Annotated in this window: 18 protein-coding genes; 14 read left to right on the top strand and 4 right to left on the bottom strand. The window is 47.5% G+C overall.

The genetic code is table 11. The features are described 5' to 3' along the window. Window positions 1–45: 45 nt before the first annotated feature. Entirely contained in the window at window positions 46–2,025 is a 1,980-nt protein-coding gene (amyE, locus tag Y79_RS0105745) for an alpha-amylase (RefSeq protein WP_016936825.1), read from the top strand. A 239-nt stretch (window positions 2,026–2,264) separates the two neighbouring features. After that, the gene (locus tag Y79_RS0105740) at window positions 2,265–3,218 is read left to right on the top strand and encodes an L-lactate dehydrogenase (protein WP_016936824.1); all 954 of its coding nucleotides are present in this window, start codon (window positions 2,265–2,267) and stop codon (window positions 3,216–3,218) included. Window positions 3,219–3,259: 41 nt separating this feature from the next. Here the strand turns inward: Y79_RS0105740 and Y79_RS0105735 are convergent, their stop codons facing one another. After that, the gene (locus Y79_RS0105735; protein WP_016936823.1) at window positions 3,260–4,792 is read right to left on the bottom strand and encodes an MDR family MFS transporter; all 1,533 of its coding nucleotides are present in this window, start codon (window positions 4,790–4,792) and stop codon (window positions 3,260–3,262) included. Window positions 4,793–4,905: 113 nt separating this feature from the next. Between Y79_RS0105735 and Y79_RS0105730 the strand changes: the two genes are divergently transcribed. The 3 genes from Y79_RS0105730 (at window position 4,906) to Y79_RS0105720 (ending at window position 6,883) form a co-directional block, all read left to right on the top strand. Next, window positions 4,906–5,367 carry a MarR family transcriptional regulator gene (locus Y79_RS0105730; RefSeq protein WP_016936822.1) on the top strand — a complete coding sequence of 154 codons (462 nt, stop codon included), beginning with the start codon at window positions 4,906–4,908 and terminating at the stop codon, window positions 5,365–5,367. Between the two features lie 63 nt (window positions 5,368–5,430). Next, entirely contained in the window at window positions 5,431–6,060 is a 630-nt protein-coding gene (locus Y79_RS0105725) for a LysE family translocator (RefSeq protein ID WP_014469715.1), read from the top strand. Window positions 6,061–6,127: 67 nt separating this feature from the next. Further along, the gene (locus tag Y79_RS0105720; RefSeq protein ID WP_016936821.1) at window positions 6,128–6,883 is read left to right on the top strand and encodes a YqcI/YcgG family protein; all 756 of its coding nucleotides are present in this window, start codon (window positions 6,128–6,130) and stop codon (window positions 6,881–6,883) included. Here the strand turns inward: Y79_RS0105720 and Y79_RS0105715 are convergent. Next, window positions 6,878–8,206, bottom strand: a complete 1,329-nt coding sequence (locus tag Y79_RS0105715; protein WP_016936820.1) for an amino acid permease — start codon at window positions 8,204–8,206, stop codon at window positions 6,878–6,880. The two genes, Y79_RS0105720 and Y79_RS0105715, sit on opposite strands and share 6 nt — an antisense overlap. A gap of 123 nt (window positions 8,207–8,329) precedes the next feature. On the opposite strand from Y79_RS0105715, the gene Y79_RS0105710 reads away from it, so the two are divergent. Together Y79_RS0105710 and nadE are read left to right on the top strand one after the other, a co-directional pair. Continuing rightward, a complete protein-coding gene (locus Y79_RS0105710; protein ID WP_011996295.1) occupies window positions 8,330–8,926 on the top strand; it encodes a DUF1989 domain-containing protein in 597 nt (198 codons plus the stop codon). 134 nt (window positions 8,927–9,060) lie between these two features. Continuing rightward, complete coding sequence (nadE, locus tag Y79_RS0105705; protein ID WP_016936819.1) at window positions 9,061–9,879, top strand: ammonia-dependent NAD(+) synthetase; 819 nt, start codon at window positions 9,061–9,063, stop codon at window positions 9,877–9,879. A gap of 47 nt (window positions 9,880–9,926) precedes the next feature. Here nadE and Y79_RS0105700 read toward each other — a convergent pair whose 3' ends face one another. Continuing rightward, window positions 9,927–10,211: an antimicrobial peptide LCI gene (locus Y79_RS0105700; RefSeq protein ID WP_016936818.1), complete on the bottom strand. Its 285-nt coding sequence runs from the start codon at window positions 10,209–10,211 to the stop codon at window positions 9,927–9,929. A gap of 131 nt (window positions 10,212–10,342) precedes the next feature. Then, window positions 10,343–11,131, bottom strand: coding sequence for a sugar phosphate isomerase/epimerase family protein (locus Y79_RS0105695; protein ID WP_016936817.1), 789 nt, complete (start codon window positions 11,129–11,131; stop codon window positions 10,343–10,345). Between the two features lie 214 nt (window positions 11,132–11,345). Between Y79_RS0105695 and Y79_RS0105690 the strand changes: the two genes are divergently transcribed. From Y79_RS0105690 to putP, 7 genes are all read left to right on the top strand, one after another. Then, entirely contained in the window at window positions 11,346–12,656 is a 1,311-nt protein-coding gene (locus tag Y79_RS0105690; protein WP_016936816.1) for an MFS transporter, read from the top strand. Between the two features lie 94 nt (window positions 12,657–12,750). Then, window positions 12,751–13,311: a shikimate kinase gene (locus Y79_RS0105685; RefSeq protein WP_003156609.1), complete on the top strand. Its 561-nt coding sequence runs from the start codon at window positions 12,751–12,753 to the stop codon at window positions 13,309–13,311. Window positions 13,312–13,487: 176 nt separating this feature from the next. After that, on the top strand, window positions 13,488–14,444 hold the full coding sequence (gene cah, locus Y79_RS0105680; protein ID WP_016936815.1) for a cephalosporin C deacetylase: 957 nt from the start codon (window positions 13,488–13,490) through the stop codon (window positions 14,442–14,444). A gap of 65 nt (window positions 14,445–14,509) precedes the next feature. Next, the gene (locus Y79_RS0105675) at window positions 14,510–15,295 is read left to right on the top strand and encodes a nucleotidyltransferase domain-containing protein (protein WP_016936814.1); all 786 of its coding nucleotides are present in this window, start codon (window positions 14,510–14,512) and stop codon (window positions 15,293–15,295) included. A 187-nt stretch (window positions 15,296–15,482) separates the two neighbouring features. After that, a complete protein-coding gene (locus tag Y79_RS0105670) occupies window positions 15,483–16,394 on the top strand; it encodes a proline dehydrogenase family protein (protein ID WP_095241879.1) in 912 nt (303 codons plus the stop codon). A gap of 16 nt (window positions 16,395–16,410) precedes the next feature. Next, window positions 16,411–17,958, top strand: coding sequence for an L-glutamate gamma-semialdehyde dehydrogenase (pruA, locus tag Y79_RS0105665; protein ID WP_016936812.1), 1,548 nt, complete (start codon window positions 16,411–16,413; stop codon window positions 17,956–17,958). 91 nt (window positions 17,959–18,049) lie between these two features. Continuing rightward, on the top strand, window positions 18,050–19,504 hold the full coding sequence (gene putP, locus Y79_RS0105660) for a sodium/proline symporter PutP (RefSeq protein ID WP_016936811.1): 1,455 nt from the start codon (window positions 18,050–18,052) through the stop codon (window positions 19,502–19,504). Window positions 19,505–19,640: the final 136 nt, after the last annotated feature.

Here is a 19,640-nt window from a genome sequence, read left to right as displayed (position 1 = left end):
GACTCCGCAGTCAGTCTTCAAAAAATCAAATAAGGAGTGTCAAAAATGTTTGAAAAACGATTCAAAACCTCTTTACTGCCGTTATTCGCCGGATTTTTATTGCTGTTTCATTTGGTTTTGTCAGGGCCTGCGGCTGCAAACGCTGAAACCGCTGACAAATCAAATGAGGTGACCGCATCTTCAGTCAAAAGCGGAACCATCCTTCATGCCTGGAATTGGTCATTCAATACGTTAACACAAAATATGAAAGATATTCGTGATGCAGGCTATGCAGCCATTCAGACGTCTCCGATTAACCAAGTAAAGGAAGGGAACCAAGGAGATAAGAGCATGAGGAATTGGTACTGGCTGTATCAGCCGACATCGTACCAAATCGGCAACCGTTACTTAGGAACTGAACAAGAGTTTAAGGACATGTGCGCAGCCGCAGAAAAATATGGCGTAAAAGTCATTGTCGATGCGGTCATCAATCATACGACCAGTGATTATGGCGCGATTTCTGACGAGATTAAGCGTATTCCAAACTGGACCCATGGAAACACACAAATTAAAAATTGGTCGGACAGATGGGATGTCACTCAAAATTCACTATTGGGGCTGTATGATTGGAATACTCAAAATACTGAGGTGCAAACCTATCTGAAACGCTTCTTGGAAAGAGCATTGAATGACGGAGCGGACGGATTCCGTTATGATGCTGCCAAGCATATAGAGCTTCCGGATGACGGGAATTACGGCAGCCGATTTTGGCCGAATATCACAAATACAGCGGCGGAATTCCAATACGGAGAAATCCTGCAAGACAGCGCGTCCAGAGATACTGCTTATGCGAATTATATGAATGTGACCGCTTCAAATTATGGGCATTCCATCAGGTCCGCCTTGAAGAACCGCAATCTGAGTGTGTCGAATATTTCTCATTATGCATCTGATGTGTCTGCGGACAAGTTGGTCACATGGGTGGAATCCCATGATACGTATGCCAATGATGAGGAAGAGTCTACATGGATGAGCGATGACGATATCCGTTTAGGCTGGGCAGTGATCGGTTCCCGCTCAGGAAGTACACCTCTTTTCTTTTCCAGACCTGAGGGCGGAGGAAATGGTGTTAGATTTCCCGGAAAAAGTCAAATAGGCGATCGCGGGAGCGCCTTATTTAAAGATCAGGCGATCGCTGCGGTCAATATCTTTCACAATGTAATGGGCGGTCAGCCTGAGGAACTCTCGAATCCGAATGGAAACAATCAAATCTTTATGAATCAGCGCGGCTCAAAAGGCGTTGTGCTGGCAAATGCAGGATCGTCTGCCGTTGCCGTCAATACTTCAACGAAATTACCTGACGGCAGGTATGATAATAGAGCCGGCACCGGTTCATTTCAAGTAACCAACGGTAAACTGACAGGCACGATCAATGCCAGATCCGCGGCTGTTCTTTATCCTGACGATATCGGAAATGCGCCTCATGTCTTCCTTGAGAATTATCAAACGGGGACAGTCCATTCTTTCAACGATCAGCTGACGGTCACCCTGCGTGCAAATGCGAAAACAACAAAAGCCGTTTATCAGATCAATAATGGGCAGCAGACGGTGTTTAAGGACGGGGACCGATTGACGATCGGAAAAGGAGATCCAATCGGCACGGCATACGACATCAAGTTAACCGGAACGAACAGCGAGGGTGCAACAAGAACCCAAGAATACACGTTTGTCAAAAAAGACCCGTCTCAAGCCAACATCATTGGCTATCAGAATCCGGACCATTGGGGCCAGGTAAATGCTTATATCTATAAACATGATGGAGGCAGGGCCATAGAATTAACCGGATCGTGGCCGGGGAAAGCTATGACTAAGAATGCAGATGGAATTTACACGCTGACGCTGCCTGAGAATGCGGATACGGCCAACGCCAAAGTGATTTTTAACAATGGCAGCGCCCAAGTGCCCGGACAGAACCAGCCCGGCTTTGATTATGTGCAGAATGGTTTGTATAACAATTCTGGTTTGAATGGCTATCTTCGGCATTAATGAATAGAGAAATCAGGATTTCTCAGAATGCCTGACTAAGCGCCGCCTTCAATGATTTAATCAAGCTGAAAAGATGACAGAATCCTAAAACCCAACCGTTTTAGGATTCTGTCAAAAATCTGGGGGGTTTTCAAGACAAAACTTTTCTCTTGCAAAAGTTTGTGAAATAGTGCACAATATAAATGTGAAATACTTCACAATAAAAACAGACACCACGAAACACTGGAGGATAAGCATACATGATGAACGAACGAGTGAACAAAGTAGCATTAATCGGAGCAGGTTTTGTTGGAAGCAGTTATGCATTTGCGTTAATTAACCAAGGGATCACAGATGAGCTTGTGATCATTGATGTAAATAGAGAAAAAGCCATGGGAGATGTCATGGATTTAAATCACGGAAAGGCATTTGCGCCTCATCCGGTGAAAACGTCTTACGGAACGTATGAAGATTGCAAGGATGCCGATATCGTGTGCATCTGTGCCGGAGCCAACCAAAAGCCGGGCGAAACGAGACTTGAGCTGGTCGAAAAAAATCTCGCCATTTTCAAAGGCATTGTCGGTGAAGTCATGGCAAGCGGATTTGACGGCATCTTCCTCGTTGCCACAAACCCGGTCGACATTCTCACTTATGCGACATGGAAATTCAGCGGTCTGCCGAAAGAACGCGTCATTGGCAGCGGCACGACACTGGATTCTGCGAGATTCCGTTATATGCTGAGTGAATATTTCGGAGCCGCTCCGCAAAACGTACACGCCCACATTATCGGCGAGCACGGCGATACCGAGCTTCCTGTATGGAGTCACGCCAATATTGGCGGAGTGCCGGTGCAGCAATTGCTGGAGAAAAATGCAGCTTACAAACAGGACGAGCTGGATCAGATCGTGGACGATGTGAAAAACGCCGCCTATCATATTATTGAGAAAAAAGGCGCGACATATTACGGAGTGGCGATGAGCCTCGCCCGCATCACAAAAGCGATTTTGCGTAATGAAAACAGTATTTTAACCGTCAGCACATATCTGGACGGGCAATACGGTGTAAACGACGTCTTTATCGGCATTCCGGCCGTCGTCAATCGGAACGGCATCGCCGGTGTGACGGAACTTGAACTGAACGAAACAGAACAGCGTCAATTCAGTCATAGCGCAAACGTGCTCAAAGACATTCTCGCTCCGCATTTCGCGGAGTAAACAAAAAAGCAGTACATGGCAAATGCCATGTACTGCTTTTTTTAATTCGCTTTTTTCGCCATTTCCTGAGAGGTTTTCACTCTCGCTTTTCCCATAAACAAAATGGTGATGGCTGCGATGACGATCGGCGCCAGAGCAAGCGTGAATACATACGTGATGCTCTGCGACATTGCGTCAATAATTTGATCCAGAATGTGCGGCGGAATATGAGCGCGCGTGCCGGCCTGGAAAATGTCCTGAGGATTTCCGATGTTCTGCATCGCGCCGCCCGCTCCTTTCATGCCGCTGAATGAATCGGTCAGCTTGTTGGTAAACACATTCGTCTGGATGGTTCCGAAAATCGTCACACCGAGCGTCATGCCGAATGATCTCAAAAACGAGTTTGTTGAGTTGGCGCTCCCGCGGTAGCGCGGCTCGAGATCGTTCATGGACGCGGCCGGCAGCAGTGAGAAGTTGAAGCCGACGCCGAACCCTGAGATCAGCATGAATACCGTCAGCATCGTGCGCGCCGTATCCGGAGTCATATTGGAAAGCAGCAGCATTCCGATAAAGAAAGCGACCACGGAAATCAGCATTAAATTACGGAACCGTACTTTCGTCTGGAAAATTCCGCCGATCATACTTCCGATAACAGAACCGATCATCATCGGCGTCAAAATAAAGCCCGCGCTTGTCGCGGTGCTGCCGTATACAGCTTGAACGAAAATCGGGATAAATACCGCTAAAATCACAAATGTGGCTCCGTAAAGGAACGCCAGAATCTGTGCCGTGGCAAATAAACGGTTTTTAAACATCCAAAAAGAAATAATCGGTTCTTCCGCTTTTCTTTCTACAATGAAAAAGGCGATAAAGAACACGGCGAACACAGCGAACAGACCGATGATCTGGACGGAGTCCCAATCATACGTTTTTCCGCCGAGCTCAAGAGCGAACATCAGACCGACAATGGAAACCACCAGCGTAATTGCGCCGGCCCAGTCGATTTTCTGTTTCTTGTGCTCAAGTGATTCTTTATAATAACGAAGAATGAAAAATAACGATAGAATGCCGATCGGCACGTTGATGTAAAATACCCAGTGCCAGCTGATGGAGTCGGTAATAAGCGCGCCTAAAAGCGGACCGAGAACGCTGGACAGGCCGAAAACGGCGCCGAACATCCCCGACATTTTTCCGCGTTTTTCCGGCGGAAATAAATCAAAAATGATGGTGAAAGCGATCGGCATCAGCGCGCCTCCGCCGATTCCCTGAATGACGCGGTAAATAATGAGCTGGTCCATTGTTTGGGCGATTCCGCATAATGCCGATCCGATTAAGAAAAGAATGAGACCGAATAAAAAGAAACGTTTCCGCCCGTACATATCGGACAGTTTGCCGTAAATCGGCATACCGGCCATTACGGCTACCATGTATGATGCCGTCACCCATGCGAACTTATCGAAACTTCCGAGGTCCGCCACGATATTTCCCATCGCGGTGGCAACGATTGTATTGTCCATAGCCGACATTAAAATGCCCAGCAAAAGGCCGATGACGACAAACTTCGTCGAGGCGTCCTTCGCGGCTGTTTGTTCCATGCTTTTTCCTCCTATACTTACTTTTGATCATCAAATTTGCTATGATCATATTAGATTTGCCGAAAATTATCTTGATCGTCAAGATAAATTGATTTTATAGGGAGGCCTGTCAGTTGTCAACAAGAAATACCAGAAGCGAGACGGAGGAAACCGCGATACAGTTATTCCGGAAGATGGCCACAAGGACGATCCTGTTTCATCAGGCGGCCGCTCAATCTCTCGGTCTGTTTCCGACCGATTTGAAATCAGCTGATATTTTAAATGAAGCAGGCCCGATGACCGCGGGCGAGCTTGGGAAAAAAACCGGCCTCAGCACAGGTTCGGTAACGGCGCTCATTGACCGGCTCGAAAAAGCGGGATATGTCATGAGGAAAAAAGATCCTGAAGATAAACGGCGGGTGATCATTGTGCCGCTGACAGCCGGAAAAGCGAACGTGAAACAATTGTTCAGCTCCTTATCCCAGTCCACCATCAGCCTTTGCCGGCAATATAAAGAAGAAGAACTGCACCTGATATTCGATTTTCTCAAAAAAGTGACGGACATAATGGAAGATGAGCTTGAGAAATTAAAATAATATATCATAGCCCGGCCCATTCATGAATAATTTGTACAAGTTGCATGAATGAGGGGGAAGCCAATGAACATCTTTTTAAGCTACATCGTTCTCGGGCTGTCATTGTCAGCACCTGTCGGCCCGGTCAATGCGGCGCAGATTGACAAAGGCATCAAGAACGGCTTTTGGCATGCATGGATTTTCGGTCTTGGCGCCATGGCGGCAGACGGGCTGTATATGATTCTGATCTATTTCGGGCTGTCTCAATTTTTGACGGCGCCTTTCGTGAAGACGTTTTTGTGGCTTTTCGGTTTTTTCGTGCTGACCTACACGGGCGTCGAAACGTTAAAAAATATAAGGGAAGCCATGAACGTCAGAAGCGGAAAAGGAAAACCGGCTTTTTACAAAACATTCGGTGCGGGATTTTTTATTTCTCTTTCCAATCCGCTGAGCATTTTATTCTGGCTCGGCATATACGGCAGCATTCTCGCCAAAACCGCTGAATCCTTCGATGCAAACCAGCTTTTGATTTACAGCTCCGGCATTCTTCTCGGCATTTTGATCTGGGATTTCTGCATGGCGATTGCCGCAAGCACTTTCAGAAATCTTCTCCACGAAAAAGCGCTTCGCTGGCTGACGGGAGCGGCAGGTGTGTCTTTGATCGTTTTTGGTTTTTATTTCGGATGGCAGGGGATTCAAATGCTCATCTCATAAATAGAAGGACTGTCACCCATCGCCTATCCCCATCATAACGTATCATGACGATACTGGAGGTGGGCCGATGGCAAGCGGGCTGTACACAAAAAGTTGCCTTGAGGAAAAGTTATTGGATCTGCCAAATTGGCAGAGAATCGCTTTTGAGCTTCTATCAGAAAAAGTAGGCGATGAAGCGGACACCTTTCCGTGCATACCCGGACGTCAGGGATTTCTGACAGATCAGCTTCGGATATCCTTTGCGGGTGATCCCCGCGAAGAGGGAACCCCGGAGGAAGTGGGGATGCTGCTGTCCGAATACGGAAAAATCTCAAGGGAAACCGGAAGATACGCGTCGCTGCTTGTGATTTTTGATACGCCTGAGGATTTAGCTGAGCATTATTCCATTGAGGCGTATGAAGAGCTGTTCTGGTCTTTTTTAAACCGGCTGAGCGGCTGCGACCCGAAAGACTGGCCGGAAGATATGCCGGAAGATCCTGAACATTATAAATGGGAGTTCTGCTTTGACGGCGAGCCGTATTTTATTCTGTGCGCAACGCCTGCGCATGAAGCGAGACAAAGCAGAAGCTTCCCGTTTTTTATGCTGGCGTTTCAGCCGAGATGGGTTTTCGAAGGGTTAAATGATTCAACCGCGTTCGGACGCAATATGAGCCGGCTGATCAGAAAACGTTTGGAGGCATACGACGAAGCCCCTCTTCATCCCCAATTGGGGTGGTACGGAGGAAAAGATAATTTAGAATGGAAGCAATATTTCCTCCGTGATGATGAGACGCAAGTGTCAAAATGTCCTTTTTCCTATTTGAAAAGATTGTTTAAGCTATGATCCGGCAGGGCTGTGTCCCTGCTTTTTTTGTACGATCCATGTCACGATCGCAATGACGGCGAGAAAACAAAGGCTGACCAGAAAACCGGGCCGGCTCGATTTCTCAAACAGCGTCCCGGAGACGGCGGCCGCAATCAGCACCAGGGCGATAAAAATCTGTGCCGTTCCCACTTTTGTCGGTTCGATCAGTTTCTTGCCTGAGAACAAAATGAACACCCATGTATACAGAAGCATCAGGCCTGCCGCGGTGGTCATGTGTTCATATATATTTTTCGGCAGCACCAAAGACAGGATGATGGAGACGATGAGTCCGGCGAATGTCAATCCGAGCGCAGGCCAGCAGATTTTTTTATTTTCCTTCAATCTGAAGCATTTCGGCGCATCTCCGTCATCAGCCATCGTACAAAGCAATGTCGTCACGGCAAACAGCGAGGCGACGAGCGTAGAAAACCCCGCAATAATAAAAATCCCGTTAAAAATATCAAGAATGATATCTAAATGAAAGCCTTTCAGAGATGTAATAAACGGGCTGTCCTGTTCGGTGAATTTACCCAGCGGCACTAACAATAACGCCAGGCCGAGAGAAATGACGTAAATCACCGCAAGAACGATAAGCATCAGTCTGCCTGATTTTGAGGCTTCCTCCGGCTTTTTCAAATGTACGGTCATCAGCCCCAAGACTTCAATTCCCCCGAAAGCGTAAAACGCATAAATCAGCCCCGTCCACAAACCCATCGCTCCGTGCGGGAACAAATCCTTTGAGTCATTCGGCACCTGAACATCCGGTTTATGAGAAAATATACCGCACAGCGCCAAAATGGCGATGACGATAAACATAAAAATGGCCGCCGTCTTGACAACAGCGAGCACATTCTCCGTTTTTTGAAAAACGGACAGCCCCGTAAAAATAATTAAAAGACCGAGCACCGCATAGATGGAGGCGAGGATCCACAGCGGCATATTCGGAAACCAATGCTTCGTAAACAGCGAGATGGCTGTCAGCTGGCTTCCCGTAATCAGCATTTCAGACGACCAGTACACCCAGCCGTTGCTGAAACCGGCCCAAGAGCCGAAAGCCTTTCTCGCATAAGCGCAAAAAGACCCCTTTTCGGGCTGCTTAGCCGAAAGCTTCGCGAGCTGCTCAAAGACAAAATAGGTGCCGAGCCCGGCAATAAGAAATGAGATCAGCGCGGAATATCCGCTTTTAACAATAGCAATACTGGACCCGAGAAAAAAGCCCGTCCCGATCGTGCAGCCGACGCCGATTAAAGAGAGCTGCCACCAAGCGAGATTTCCTTTAGGCTGGTCCTGTGATTTACCCATGTAATTCAACCCCTTTATTAAAGCTTAGATTGCGGCCGGCAGAACGGGAATATACATCCAATAAATTGCTTTACATGAAACAAACGGCCGGAGTTCATAATAGAAGAAAAAAGGAGCAGTCTGATGACACAGCAATTTATCGTACCGCCGAAAAAAGGGCTCGGCCTGAAGGTTCACAAAGGGCAGATTATAAAAGTAGTCGATGTGGAAGGACAGCAGGTGGCTGATTTTACGGCGTATCATGCCAAAGACTTTTATGAGCATCTTGATCAGGGCGCGACGATTGATGCCAATCAGTCCATTCATGTAAAAACAGGCGATCATATTTATTCAAATTTATATAAGCCGATGCTGACGCTGATTGAAGATACTGTCGGCAAGCATGACCTGCTGCTTCCCGCCTGCCGCCCGGATATGAACAGGCTTTTATACGGAAAGCATAAAGACGAGCTCCAGGATACGTGCTATGACAATATGAGCGGGGCGCTTGAACCATTCGGGGTGCCGCGGCCGCATATGCATTACCCGTTTGCCATCTTTATGAATACGGTGCTTGATGAGAAGGGGAACTTGTCAGTCGAAACGCCTCTGTCTGACGCGGGTGATTACGTACGGCTCCGTGCGGAAATGGATCTCGTCGTCGCGTTTTCATCCTGCCCGATCGAAAAAGGAAAATGCAACGGAGACAGCATTACGGCGCTGCGGGTGGAAATCAGCTGATCCCGGTGTATTTGATTCACTTAAAAACTGCACCTGTGCTATATTTAACAGAGAGTCGTACATAGTGGCATGATTCATTTTCAGCATGAACGGGAAATGAATCATAAAGAAACAATGCAGGAGGAGTGATTGGGATGAGCATCCAGAAACAAATTATGAATGATCTCCACGTAAAACCCTCAATTGATCCGAAACAAGAAATTGAGGACAGAGTGAACTTTCTGAAACAATATTTGAAAAAAACAGGTGCCAAAGGCTTTGTGCTCGGCATCAGCGGGGGGCAGGATTCCACGCTTGCGGGACGCCTCGCCCAATTGGCGGCTGAACGCATCAGAGAGGAAGGCGGAGACGCGGAGTTTATCGCCGTCCGTCTTCCGCACGGCGCACAGCAGGATGAGGATGACGCCCAATTGGCACTTAAATTCATTAAGCCTGATAAATCATGGACGTTTGATATTAAGTCCGCTGTCAGCGCGTTCGCCGATCAGTACAAAAAAGAAACGGGCGATCAGCTGACTGATTTTAACAAAGGAAATGTAAAAGCCAGAATGAGAATGATCGCGCAATATGCCATCGGCGGACAAGAGGGGCTGCTTGTCATCGGTACCGACCATGCGGCTGAAGCGGTGACCGGTTTCTTCACGAAATACGGTGACGGCGGAGCTGACCTGCTGCCGCTGACCGGATTAACGAAACGACAGGGCAGACGTTTATTAGAAGAGCTCGGCGCACCGGAACGCCTGTATTTGAAATTACCGACGGCCGATCTGCTCGATGAAAAGCCGCAGCAGACGGACGAGACAGAGCTCGGCATCACATACAATGACATTGATGATTATTTAGAAGGCAAGGACGTTTCTTCCGAAGTGATTGAGGCGCTGGAAAAACGCTATCTCAGTACGGAACATAAGCGTCAGGTGCCGGCATCAATGTTTGATGATTGGTGGAAATAGAAATAAAAAAACCTCCCTTTTGAAAGGGAGGTTTTTGTTTATCGTTTTTATTTATCTACACTTTCATAAATGCCTACCCAATACCCCTTGCTGCTGTCATAGTATTTGTATTTAAAAATCCATGTTGTACCATTCAGTTCGAAAGAAGCAGCGAAAATACCGTTAGGGCTTGGAACGGGCTTGATGGCATTAATGCCGGCATCTGCTTTCGTTGAGATTGGGCTATTTTCCACGGATGACGTTGCTGTTGGTGATGAGGCAAAGGCAGGAGCGGCAGACATCAGTAAGGCAAGAGACAGCGCAGAACCGGTTAACACTTTTTTGAATTTCATTTCGAACACTCCCTTTTCAAAAGAAATGTATTACAGTGTTAATAATTAGACTATTATCCATAAAATTCCTTCTCTGTTTCTAAAATTTTTTTCTTAATTTGAAAAAAACCTCCCTTCAAAGGGGATGTTTTTTATTTCTTAAAGCAGTGTCTGATCTCATTCAGAGATTCTTTCATATGCGCTTCAGCATGACGGCCGAAGTATTCGAGTGACACGAATCCGCCGTACTGCCTGTTCAACAGTTCTTTCAGAAAGGGTTCCTGCCGTAAGTCGCCCTGCAGAACAGACACCGGCCTGCTGAGATACCAGTTGTCAAAATTCCAGTGATAGTTTTTCAGGTGGATATGGCTGACGGTATGATACAGTTTTTCTAAAGCGGACATTTGGTCCACGTGATTGACGTGAAGGTTGGAGCCGTCAAAAATGATGCGGACCCGCGGATGTCCGACATCCTCTAAAAATGCCAGCGCCGCTTCCGGTGTATCCGCGTACGTATCGTAATGAATCTCAAGCCCGATATTGACGTCATAGTCATCTGCGAGCAGTGCCGCCTCCTGAAATTGATCAACGGCGCTCTGCCACTTCTCTGGTGATGTGCGGCGAGAAGCCAGGTTGCCCGCAAAGACCCTGATCAGGGGACTGTGAAGCTGCCGTGCCGCGCTTAATGCCCTTTGAACATCCTTTAACGCCTGCCTTTCATCCTGAGTGGCAAAGTCAGTGTACAAGCTGACAGCGGGCACCTCGAAGCCTTCCTCCTGAAGCTGTTGATCAAGCCTGTCGAGCGGGCCGATTTCTTTTATATATTGTTGGGCGTGGCCGTACCACAGTTCGATTCCGTCAAAGGAGTGCTCTTTTGCGAAAGAAATGACATCGAGAATATGCTTTTTTTTAAACCCTGTCGTGCAAAAGCTCAGTTTCATCGGTAATCCTCCCGTTAACTGTCTATCCTATATGTGTTTTTTCCCCGGATAAGCTGCGGATAAACAGACGAAAAGGGTAAACACTTTTTTTATGGAAGCGGTGCATCCGGTCAGTATAGCACACAAATTGTTTAGTGCTTTTTTGCGTCAAAGTATTAAATAATTGCTCGAAGTGTTGTACAATTAATTTCATTCGAGTAAGGGGGAGAAGCCATTGAAAAATGAAACGGAGCTGACGGACTTCAGGCCCGTCCGCAATAAACCGACTCGCGCTCGTTATGTGATATTGATTCTTTTGTTTTTTATCACTGCGATTAATTATATAGACCGTGCAAGTGTATCCATCGCCGCCCCGTCCATTCAGACTTCGCTGAACATAAGCCCCGCGCTTTTGGGCGTCGTATTTTCCGCATTCAGCTGGACCTATACGGGTATGCAGATTCCCGGCGGGCTCATTTTGGACAAATTCGGGTCAAAACGGACGTACGGGGTTTCTTTATTCGTCTGGTCGGTTTTCACCGGAGTGCAAGCTTTTGCGGCCAGTTTCGGATTTTTATTCGGCTGCCGCCTGATTATCGGGCTGGCTGAATCGCCTGCCTTTCCCGCAAACAACCGGATTGTCACGACATGGTTTCCGAGGAGGGAACGCGCCTTTGCGACTGGGGTTTACACAGCGGGGGAATATGTCGGACTGGCATTCGCCACACCGGTTTTATTCTGGGTGTTAACGGCATTTGACTGGCGAGCCGTCTTTATTTCCTCAGGGCTGCTCGGGCTTGTTTTCTCCGTTTTCTGGTTTAAGATGTATCAGGAGCCGAACCGGTATCGAAAAGTGAACCGGGAAGAGCTTGAATATATTAAAGAAGGCGGCGGGCTGACAGAGGTGTCTGAATCAGCCGGCAGGATCACGTGGCGGGATTTCGTCCAGCTTCTTAAATACCGCAAGCTTGTCGGCTTGTATATCGGCCAATTCGCCGTAGCGTCCACGCTGTTCTTCTTTTTGACATGGTTTCCGACTTATCTGGCGGAGGCAAAGCACATGGCTTTCTTAAAAGTCGGCTTCGCCGCATCAATCCCGTATATCGCCGCCTTTTTCGGCGTATTGTTCGGCGGATTTTGGTCTGACGGCATGATGAAGCGGGGCGTATCGGTGAACGTTGCCCGAAAGACGCCCGTTATCCTCGGTCTTCTGCTGACGGGCTCCATCGTGCTCGCGAATGTTACGGATTCTTCCCCGGCGGTTTTGGCGATCTTATCCATTGCTTCTTTTGCGCAGGGCATGTCCAATATTTCCTGGACGATGCTGAGTGAAGTGGCGCCAAGCGAGACAATCGGATTGGCAGGGGGCGTGTTTAACTTTTTCGCCAATATGGCCGGTATTATTACGCCGCTTATCATCGGGTTTATCGTCTCTGCGACCGGTTCATACAACGGAGCGATTCTGTTTGTCGGCGCTGTCGCCTTTATCGGGGCGTTTTCTTATATTTTCATTGTCGGAAAGGTGGAACGCATTACGCTCCGGTAGATCGAAAAACTCATCGCATTATCTCTATATTTCAATATGGAGTTATCATATAATAAACATAACTTTTTCATTCCTTAGGAGGATTTCGCCGAAGATGAACGCAAAACGTGCCATTCCCGTAAGAGAAAGAAATATCGTACTGATCGGATTCATGGGTGTCGGTAAGACAACAATCGGCCAGCTGGTCGCTAAAAAATTATACAGAGACTTCATTGATATTGATTTGCAGATTGAGAAAGATTTCAACATGTCCATCCCGGAAATGTTTGAGAAAAAGGGTGAAGCCTTTTTCCGTCAGACTGAAAAGGACTATATATTAGATATTTGCCGCAATACGAAATTCAAGATCGTGTCTCTTGGGGGCGGTTCGTTTAAACAAGAGGAAATCAGACAGTGCTGCCTGGAAAACTGTCTCGTGCTTCATCTTGATTTATCATGGGAGAATTGGAAGCAGCGGGCTGACCTGCTGATTGAAAGCCGTCCCGTTCTGCATAACCGTTCAATGGATGAAATGCAGCAGCTCTTTAACGAGCGCCAAAGCATCTATGATAAACATAATTCAAAAGTGGCAACGGATAATCTGGAACCTGAAGAAATTGCCGATTATATCGTTGAAACGTTAAAAATCGGCTGGGACCTGTATCAGCCGATGTAAAAGAGCTGTGCCGCTGTGAGCGCACAGCTCTTTTTTGTTTTCTGTTAAACAAACGTTTGATAAAAAGTGAAAGCGTCCGCCGATCATTTATAAAAATTTTTAGAAAATAAGTGTAAAATCGTGTTAAGATAGAGTCAGAAAATTAAATCTTATAAAACAAAGGAGAATAATCGGATATGCAATTATACGACTTGCCGCTTGACCAACTGCAGACCTATAAACCAAATAAAACCGCTCCTCATGACTTTGCGGATTTTTGGGCATCATCATTACATGAGCTTGCAAAGGAAGAGGCAAAGCCTGATTTGACGCCTGAAAGCTATCCGGCTGACGGCGTGAAAGTATTCCGGCTGAAATACCGAAGCTTCGGCAAGGCGGAAATTGAGGGATGGTACGCCGTTCCCGACCGAAAAGGCCCGCATCCGGCCATCGTGAAATACCACGGCTACAACGCAAGCTATGACGGGGACATACATGACATCGTAAATTGGGCGCTTCACGGATATGCCGCGTTCGGGATGCTTGTCCGCGGCCAGCACAGCAGCACAGATACAAGCGTCTCACCGCACGGACACGTTCCCGGCTGGATGACGAAAGGGATTTTAGACAAAGATACATATTATTACCGCGGTGTGTACTTAGACGCAGTAAGGGCTCTTGAAGTCATCAGCAGCTTTGATGAAGTGGATGAAACGAGAATCGCCGTCATCGGGGGGAGCCAGGGAGGCGGGCTTTCCATCGCCGCGGCGGCGCTTTCCGACATTCCGAGAGCGGTTGCGGCTGATTATCCGTACTTAAGCAATTTTGAGCGGGCGATTGACGTCGCACTTGATGAGCCGTATCTTGAGATTAACTCCTTTTTCAGAAAAAACGGCAGCCCTGAAACGGAGAAGGCCGCGATGAATACACTGGCCTATTTTGATATCATGAATCTGGCGGACCGCGTAAAGGTGCCGGTTCTCATGTCCATCGGGCTGATTGACCGGGTGACTCCGCCGTCGACGGTATTTGCCGCCTACAATCATCTGGAAACGGAAAAAGAATTGAAGGTTTACCGGTATTTCGGCCATGAATATATACCTTCTTTCCATACGGAGAAGCTGGCCTTTCTGAAAGCGCATCTGAAAGGCTGACAGCAGTGAAAAGCCCAAGTACTTGGGCTTTTTTCATGAATGATGACGGAAAAGGACGGATACAAATGAAACAAAGGATCATCGAAGAATTAAAACGAATTGAGGCAAAGCACGACGTTAAGGTGCTCTACGCCGTAGAATCGGGAAGCCGCGCATGGGGATTTCCGTCAAGCGAAAGCGACTACGATGTACGGTTTCTCTATGTGCCGAAAAAAGAATGGTACTTTTCCATTGAACCGCATAGGGATGTCATAGAAGAGCCGATCCATGACATGCTTGACATCAGCGGCTGGGAACTGAGAAAAGCCCTGCGGCTCTTTAAAAAATCAAATCCGCCTCTTTTGGAATGGCTTTCTTCTGAGATGATCTATTATGAGGCTTTCACAGCGGCTGAAAAGCTCCGAAAACTGAAAACCCGCGCCTTTTCGCCCGAAGCATCCCTCTATCATTATCTTAATATGGCAAAGCGGAATGAAAAAACGGAATTGCGGGGCAGTGCAGTGAAGATTAAAAAGTATTTTTATGTCCTGCGGCCTCTCCTTGCCTGCAAGTGGATTGAAACGTTCGGCACCGTACCGCCGATGTCATTTCCAGTAATGGCAGATGCCCTATTGACGGATGAAGCGCTCATTTCTGAAATCAGCACACTGCTTACAAGGAAAAAAAGCGGACAGGAACTGGCTCCGGAACCCGGAAATACGATTATTCATGCCTTTATAGAAGAGGAAATAGAACGCATCGGACAGTATGCCAAAACGGTCAAAACACCGAAACAGGATATAACGGACGAACTGAATCAGCTTTTGATTCAGACTCTCGAAGAGGCTTGGGAAGAAAAAGGCGGGAATTGACGATTTCTGTCATTTCCGCCCGCCTTTTTTCGGCATGATCCGCCTGCTCTCTAAGAAGCTGATTGTGGAAAAACCACAAAAATTTATCAGAATCTTTGTATTTTTAGAATATTGTGAGAGGATGTTTTGTCCATTTACAATAGACTCATACAAATACTTCTTAGATTGCGGGGTGTTAAGGTTGGAAGTGATTACAAGAGATTTTTTCTTATTTTTATCCAAGAGCAGCTTTCTCAATAAGATGGCGCGAGGCTGGGGAAGCCGTGTGGCAGCCGGCAAAATCATCGGAGGAATGGATATCCGCAGTTCTATCCCGACAATCCGACATTTGAACAGCCAAGGGCTGTCAGTTACTGTCGATCATTTGGGTGAATTTGTCAACAGCGGTGATGTCGCGAAAGAACGCACCGAGGAGTGCATGCAGACCATCGCTTTAATCGCTGATGAACAGCTGAATTCCCAAGTGTCATTAAAAATGACGTCTTTAGGTCTTGATATAGATCTCGATCTCGTCTATGAAAATATGACGAAAATCCTCCAGACGGCGGAAAAACATAAAGTCATGGTGACGATTGACATGGAGGATGAGACGAGATGCCAGAAAACGCTGGATATCTTTAAAGACTTCCGAAGCCGGTATGAATACGTAAGCACCGTGGTGCAGGCTTATCTGTACAGAACGGAGAAGGACCTTGATGATCTTGACCCGCTGAATCCGTTTCTGCGCCTTGTCAAGGGAGCCTATAAAGAATCGGAAAAGGTGGCCTATCCTGAAAAAAGCGATGTAGATGAAAATTATAAAAGACTCATCCGCAAACAGCTTTTAAAGGGACATTATACGGCAATTGCCACGCATGACGACAAGATGATCGAGTTTACAAAGCAGCTTGTCAAAGAGCACGGCATTCCAAACGACCGCTTTGAGTTTCAGATGCTGTACGGTATGCGTTCGCAAACCCAGCTCAGCCTAGTAGAAGAAGGATACAACATGAGAGTCTACCTGCCTTACGGCGATGATTGGTACGGCTATTTCATGAGACGGCTCGCTGAACGCCCCTCAAATATCGCATTCGCCTTTAAAGGGATGACTAAGAAGTAAAAAGGGAGAGATGACAATGACTACACCTTATAAACACGAACCATTCACGAATTTCCAAGATCAATCGAACGTTGAAGAATTCAAGAAAGCGCTTGCGAAGGTAAGCGAGTATCTGGGAAAAGATTATCCTCTTGTCATTAACGGTGAAAGAGTGGAAACAGAAGCGAAAATCGTTTCAATCAACCCGGCTGATAAAGAAGAAGTTGTCGGCAGAGTGTCAAAAGCTTCTCAAGAGCATGCTGAGCAAGCGATTGAAGCGGCTGCGAAAGCGTTCGAAGAGTGGAGATACACATCTCCTGAAGAAAGAGCGGCTGTCCTGTTCCGCGCGGCTGCCAAAGTCCGCAGAAGAAAACATGAATTCTCCGCTTTGCTTGTAAAAGAAGCAGGAAAGCCTTGGAACGAAGCTGATGCGGATACCGCTGAAGCGATCGACTTCATGGAGTACTATGCGCGCCAAATGATCGAACTGGCAAAAGGCAAGCCGGTCAACAGCCGCGAAGGCGAGAAAAACCAATATGTCTACACACCGACAGGCGTAACGGTCGTCATTCCGCCATGGAACTTCCTCTTTGCAATTATGGCGGGTACGACGGTGGCACCGATCGTAACGGGCAACACGGTCGTTCTAAAACCGGCTAGCGCGACACCGGTCATCGCGGCGAAATTCGTAGAAGTGCTTGAAGAATCGGGCCTTCCGAAGGGCGTTGTCAACTTTGTGCCGGGAAGCGGAGCGGAAGTGGGAGACTATCTCGTCGATCACCCGAAAACAAGCATCATTACATTTACGGGATCACGTGAAGTCGGTACGAGAATTTTTGAACGCGCGGCGAAAGTGCAGCCGGGCCAGCAACATCTGAAACGCGTCATTGCTGAAATGGGCGGTAAAGATACGGTTGTCGTTGACGAAGATGCGGACATTGAATTGGCGGCGCAATCCATTTTCACATCAGCATTCGGCTTCGCGGGACAAAAATGTTCTGCCGGTTCCCGTGCGGTTGTGCATGAAAAAGTATACGATGCCGTTCTGGAGCGCGTCATCGAAATCACTGAATCAAAAGTGACGGCAAGCCCTGACAGCGCTGACGTGTATATGGGGCCTGTCATCGACCAAGGCTCTTACGATAAAATCATGAGCTACATTGAAATCGGAAAAGAAGAAGGCCGTTTAGTAAGCGGCGGCACCGGCGATGATTCAAAAGGCTACTTTATCAAGCCGACGATCTTCGCTGACCTTGATCCGAAAGCCAGACTCATGCAGGAAGAAATTTTCGGGCCGGTCGTCGGGTTTTCTAAAGTATCAAACTTTGATGAAGCGCTGGAAGTGGCAAACAACACTGAATACGGTTTGACAGGAGCGGTCATTACAAATAACCGCAAACATATTGAACGGGCGAAACAGGAATTCCATGTCGGCAACCTGTACTTCAACCGCAACTGTACGGGAGCGATTGTCGGATACCATCCGTTCGGAGGCTTTAAAATGTCCGGCACTGATTCAAAAGCGGGCGGCCCGGATTATTTGGCCCTCCACATGCAGGCGAAAACAATCAGTGAAATGTTTTAAGAGGGACTGAATGGGCATCCTCCTCGCGGGGGGTGTCCATTTCACCATAAACATATAAAGCGGAGGAGGAAATGCCATAGCAAACATTCAGTTGATTATATCCATTTGTATTTATATGGCGGGCATGCTGTTTATCGGTTATTTCGCCTACAGACGGACGTCAAATCTGACGGATTACATGCTCGGGGGGCGTTCTTTAGGTCCTGCCGTCACAGCGCTCAGCGCGGGAGCGGCGGATATGAGCGGATGGCTCTTGATGGGGCTTCCGGGCGCCATGTTCTCGACGGGATTAAGCGGCGCTTGGATTGTCATCGGCCTTGTGCTCGGAGCATGGGCGAACTGGCTTTTCGTGGCGCCGAGACTGAGAACGTATACTGAAAAAGCGGGGAATTCCATCACCATTCCGGGTTTCCTTGAAAATCGTTTCGGTGATCATACGAAGCTTCTCAGACTGTTTTCGGGTCTTGTCATTCTCGTCTTTTTCACATTTTACGTATCATCGGGCATGGTCTCAGGAGGCGTCTTATTCAACAGCATTTTAGGGTTGGACTATCACACCGGCCTGTGGGTTGTGACAGGCGTCGTTGTCGCGTACACCTTGTTCGGGGGCTTTTTGGCGGTAAGCTGGACCGACTTTGTCCAAGGGATCATCATGTTTGCGGCGCTTATTCTCGTGCCGATTGTGACGATTTTTCATACGGGCGGCCCGGGAGAAACCGTTGCCGATATCCGTTCCGTCAATCCGGAACTGTTTAACATGTTCAAAGGAACGACCGTCCTTGGCATTATTTCTTTATTTGCGTGGGGGCTCGGCTATTTCGGGCAGCCGCATATTATTGTGCGCTTTATGGCGATCACATCTGTGAAAGAAATCAAACGCGCCAGACGGATCGGCATGGGATGGATGATTTTGTCTGCACTAGGCGCGCTGTTTACGGGTCTTGCGGGAATCGCGTATTACCATCAGCACGGACTGAAGCTGGCTGATCCGGAAACCATTTTTATTCAGCTCGGCAACATTCTGTTCCACCCGATTATTACGGGATTTCTCATTTCTGCGATTTTAGCGGCCATTATGAGTACGATTTCGTCTCAGCTGCTCGTTACGTCCAGTTCTTTAGTAGAGGATTTGTATAAGTCCATGTTCAGACGTTCGGCTTCTGATAAGGAACTCGTATTTCTGGGGAGAATGGCAGTGCTTGCGGTGTCAATCATCGCCTTGGTGCTCGCCTGGGAGAAAAACAACACGATACTAGGTCTTGTCAGCTATGCATGGGCGGGATTCGGCGCGTCATTCGGGCCGGTCGTACTGCTCAGTTTATTTTGGAAACGGATGACGAAATGGGGGGCACTCGCCGGCATGATTGCGGGAGCGATTACCGTAATCATTTGGGCGAATGCCGGTCTTTCAGACTTTTTGTACGAAATCATTCCGGGGTTTGCTGTAAGCCTTGCCGCTGTATTTGTCGTCAGCTTATTGACACAGGCTCCGTCAAAAGATGTCACAGATCAGTTTCATGAGTACCGTGATACACTTTCTCAATAAAAGCAAGGAACGAGAGGAAGAAGGGACCGCCCTTTTTCCTCTTTTCACGATACAGAATTCCGGATTATGCCGTTTTGGGAATATATGAATTTTTTTCTATACAAAAAGTCACCCCTCAGAGTATGATAAAGATAAA

Origin of the sequence: Bacillus siamensis KCTC 13613 (genome assembly GCF_000262045.1) — a bacterium.
GTDB lineage: Bacteria > Bacillota > Bacilli > Bacillales > Bacillaceae > Bacillus > Bacillus siamensis.
Note: the sequence above shows the minus strand (reverse complement) of the source record. Positions and strands in the feature narration are given on the sequence as shown.

What these genes read in the sequence shown, in the direction of transcription:
- amyE (WP_016936825.1), top strand. Translation starts at nt 46, where the DNA reads ATGTTTGAAAAACGATTCAAAACCTCTTTACTGCCGTTATTCGCCGGA.
- Y79_RS0105740 (WP_016936824.1), top strand. Translation starts at nt 2,265, where the DNA reads ATGATGAACGAACGAGTGAACAAAGTAGCATTAATCGGAGCAGGTTTT.
- Y79_RS0105735 (WP_016936823.1), bottom strand. Translation starts at nt 4,792, where the DNA reads ATGGAACAAACAGCCGCGAAGGACGCCTCGACGAAGTTTGTCGTCATC.
- Y79_RS0105725 (WP_014469715.1), top strand. Translation starts at nt 5,431, where the DNA reads ATGAACATCTTTTTAAGCTACATCGTTCTCGGGCTGTCATTGTCAGCA.
- Y79_RS0105720 (WP_016936821.1), top strand. Translation starts at nt 6,128, where the DNA reads ATGGCAAGCGGGCTGTACACAAAAAGTTGCCTTGAGGAAAAGTTATTG.
- Y79_RS0105715 (WP_016936820.1), bottom strand. Translation starts at nt 8,206, where the DNA reads ATGGGTAAATCACAGGACCAGCCTAAAGGAAATCTCGCTTGGTGGCAG.
- Y79_RS0105710 (WP_011996295.1), top strand. Translation starts at nt 8,330, where the DNA reads ATGACACAGCAATTTATCGTACCGCCGAAAAAAGGGCTCGGCCTGAAG.
- nadE (WP_016936819.1), top strand. Translation starts at nt 9,061, where the DNA reads ATGAGCATCCAGAAACAAATTATGAATGATCTCCACGTAAAACCCTCA.
- Y79_RS0105700 (WP_016936818.1), bottom strand. Translation starts at nt 10,211, where the DNA reads ATGAAATTCAAAAAAGTGTTAACCGGTTCTGCGCTGTCTCTTGCCTTA.
- Y79_RS0105695 (WP_016936817.1), bottom strand. Translation starts at nt 11,131, where the DNA reads ATGAAACTGAGCTTTTGCACGACAGGGTTTAAAAAAAAGCATATTCTC.
- Y79_RS0105685 (WP_003156609.1), top strand. Translation starts at nt 12,751, where the DNA reads ATGAACGCAAAACGTGCCATTCCCGTAAGAGAAAGAAATATCGTACTG.
- cah (WP_016936815.1), top strand. Translation starts at nt 13,488, where the DNA reads ATGCAATTATACGACTTGCCGCTTGACCAACTGCAGACCTATAAACCA.
- Y79_RS0105675 (WP_016936814.1), top strand. Translation starts at nt 14,510, where the DNA reads ATGAAACAAAGGATCATCGAAGAATTAAAACGAATTGAGGCAAAGCAC.
- pruA (WP_016936812.1), top strand. Translation starts at nt 16,411, where the DNA reads ATGACTACACCTTATAAACACGAACCATTCACGAATTTCCAAGATCAA.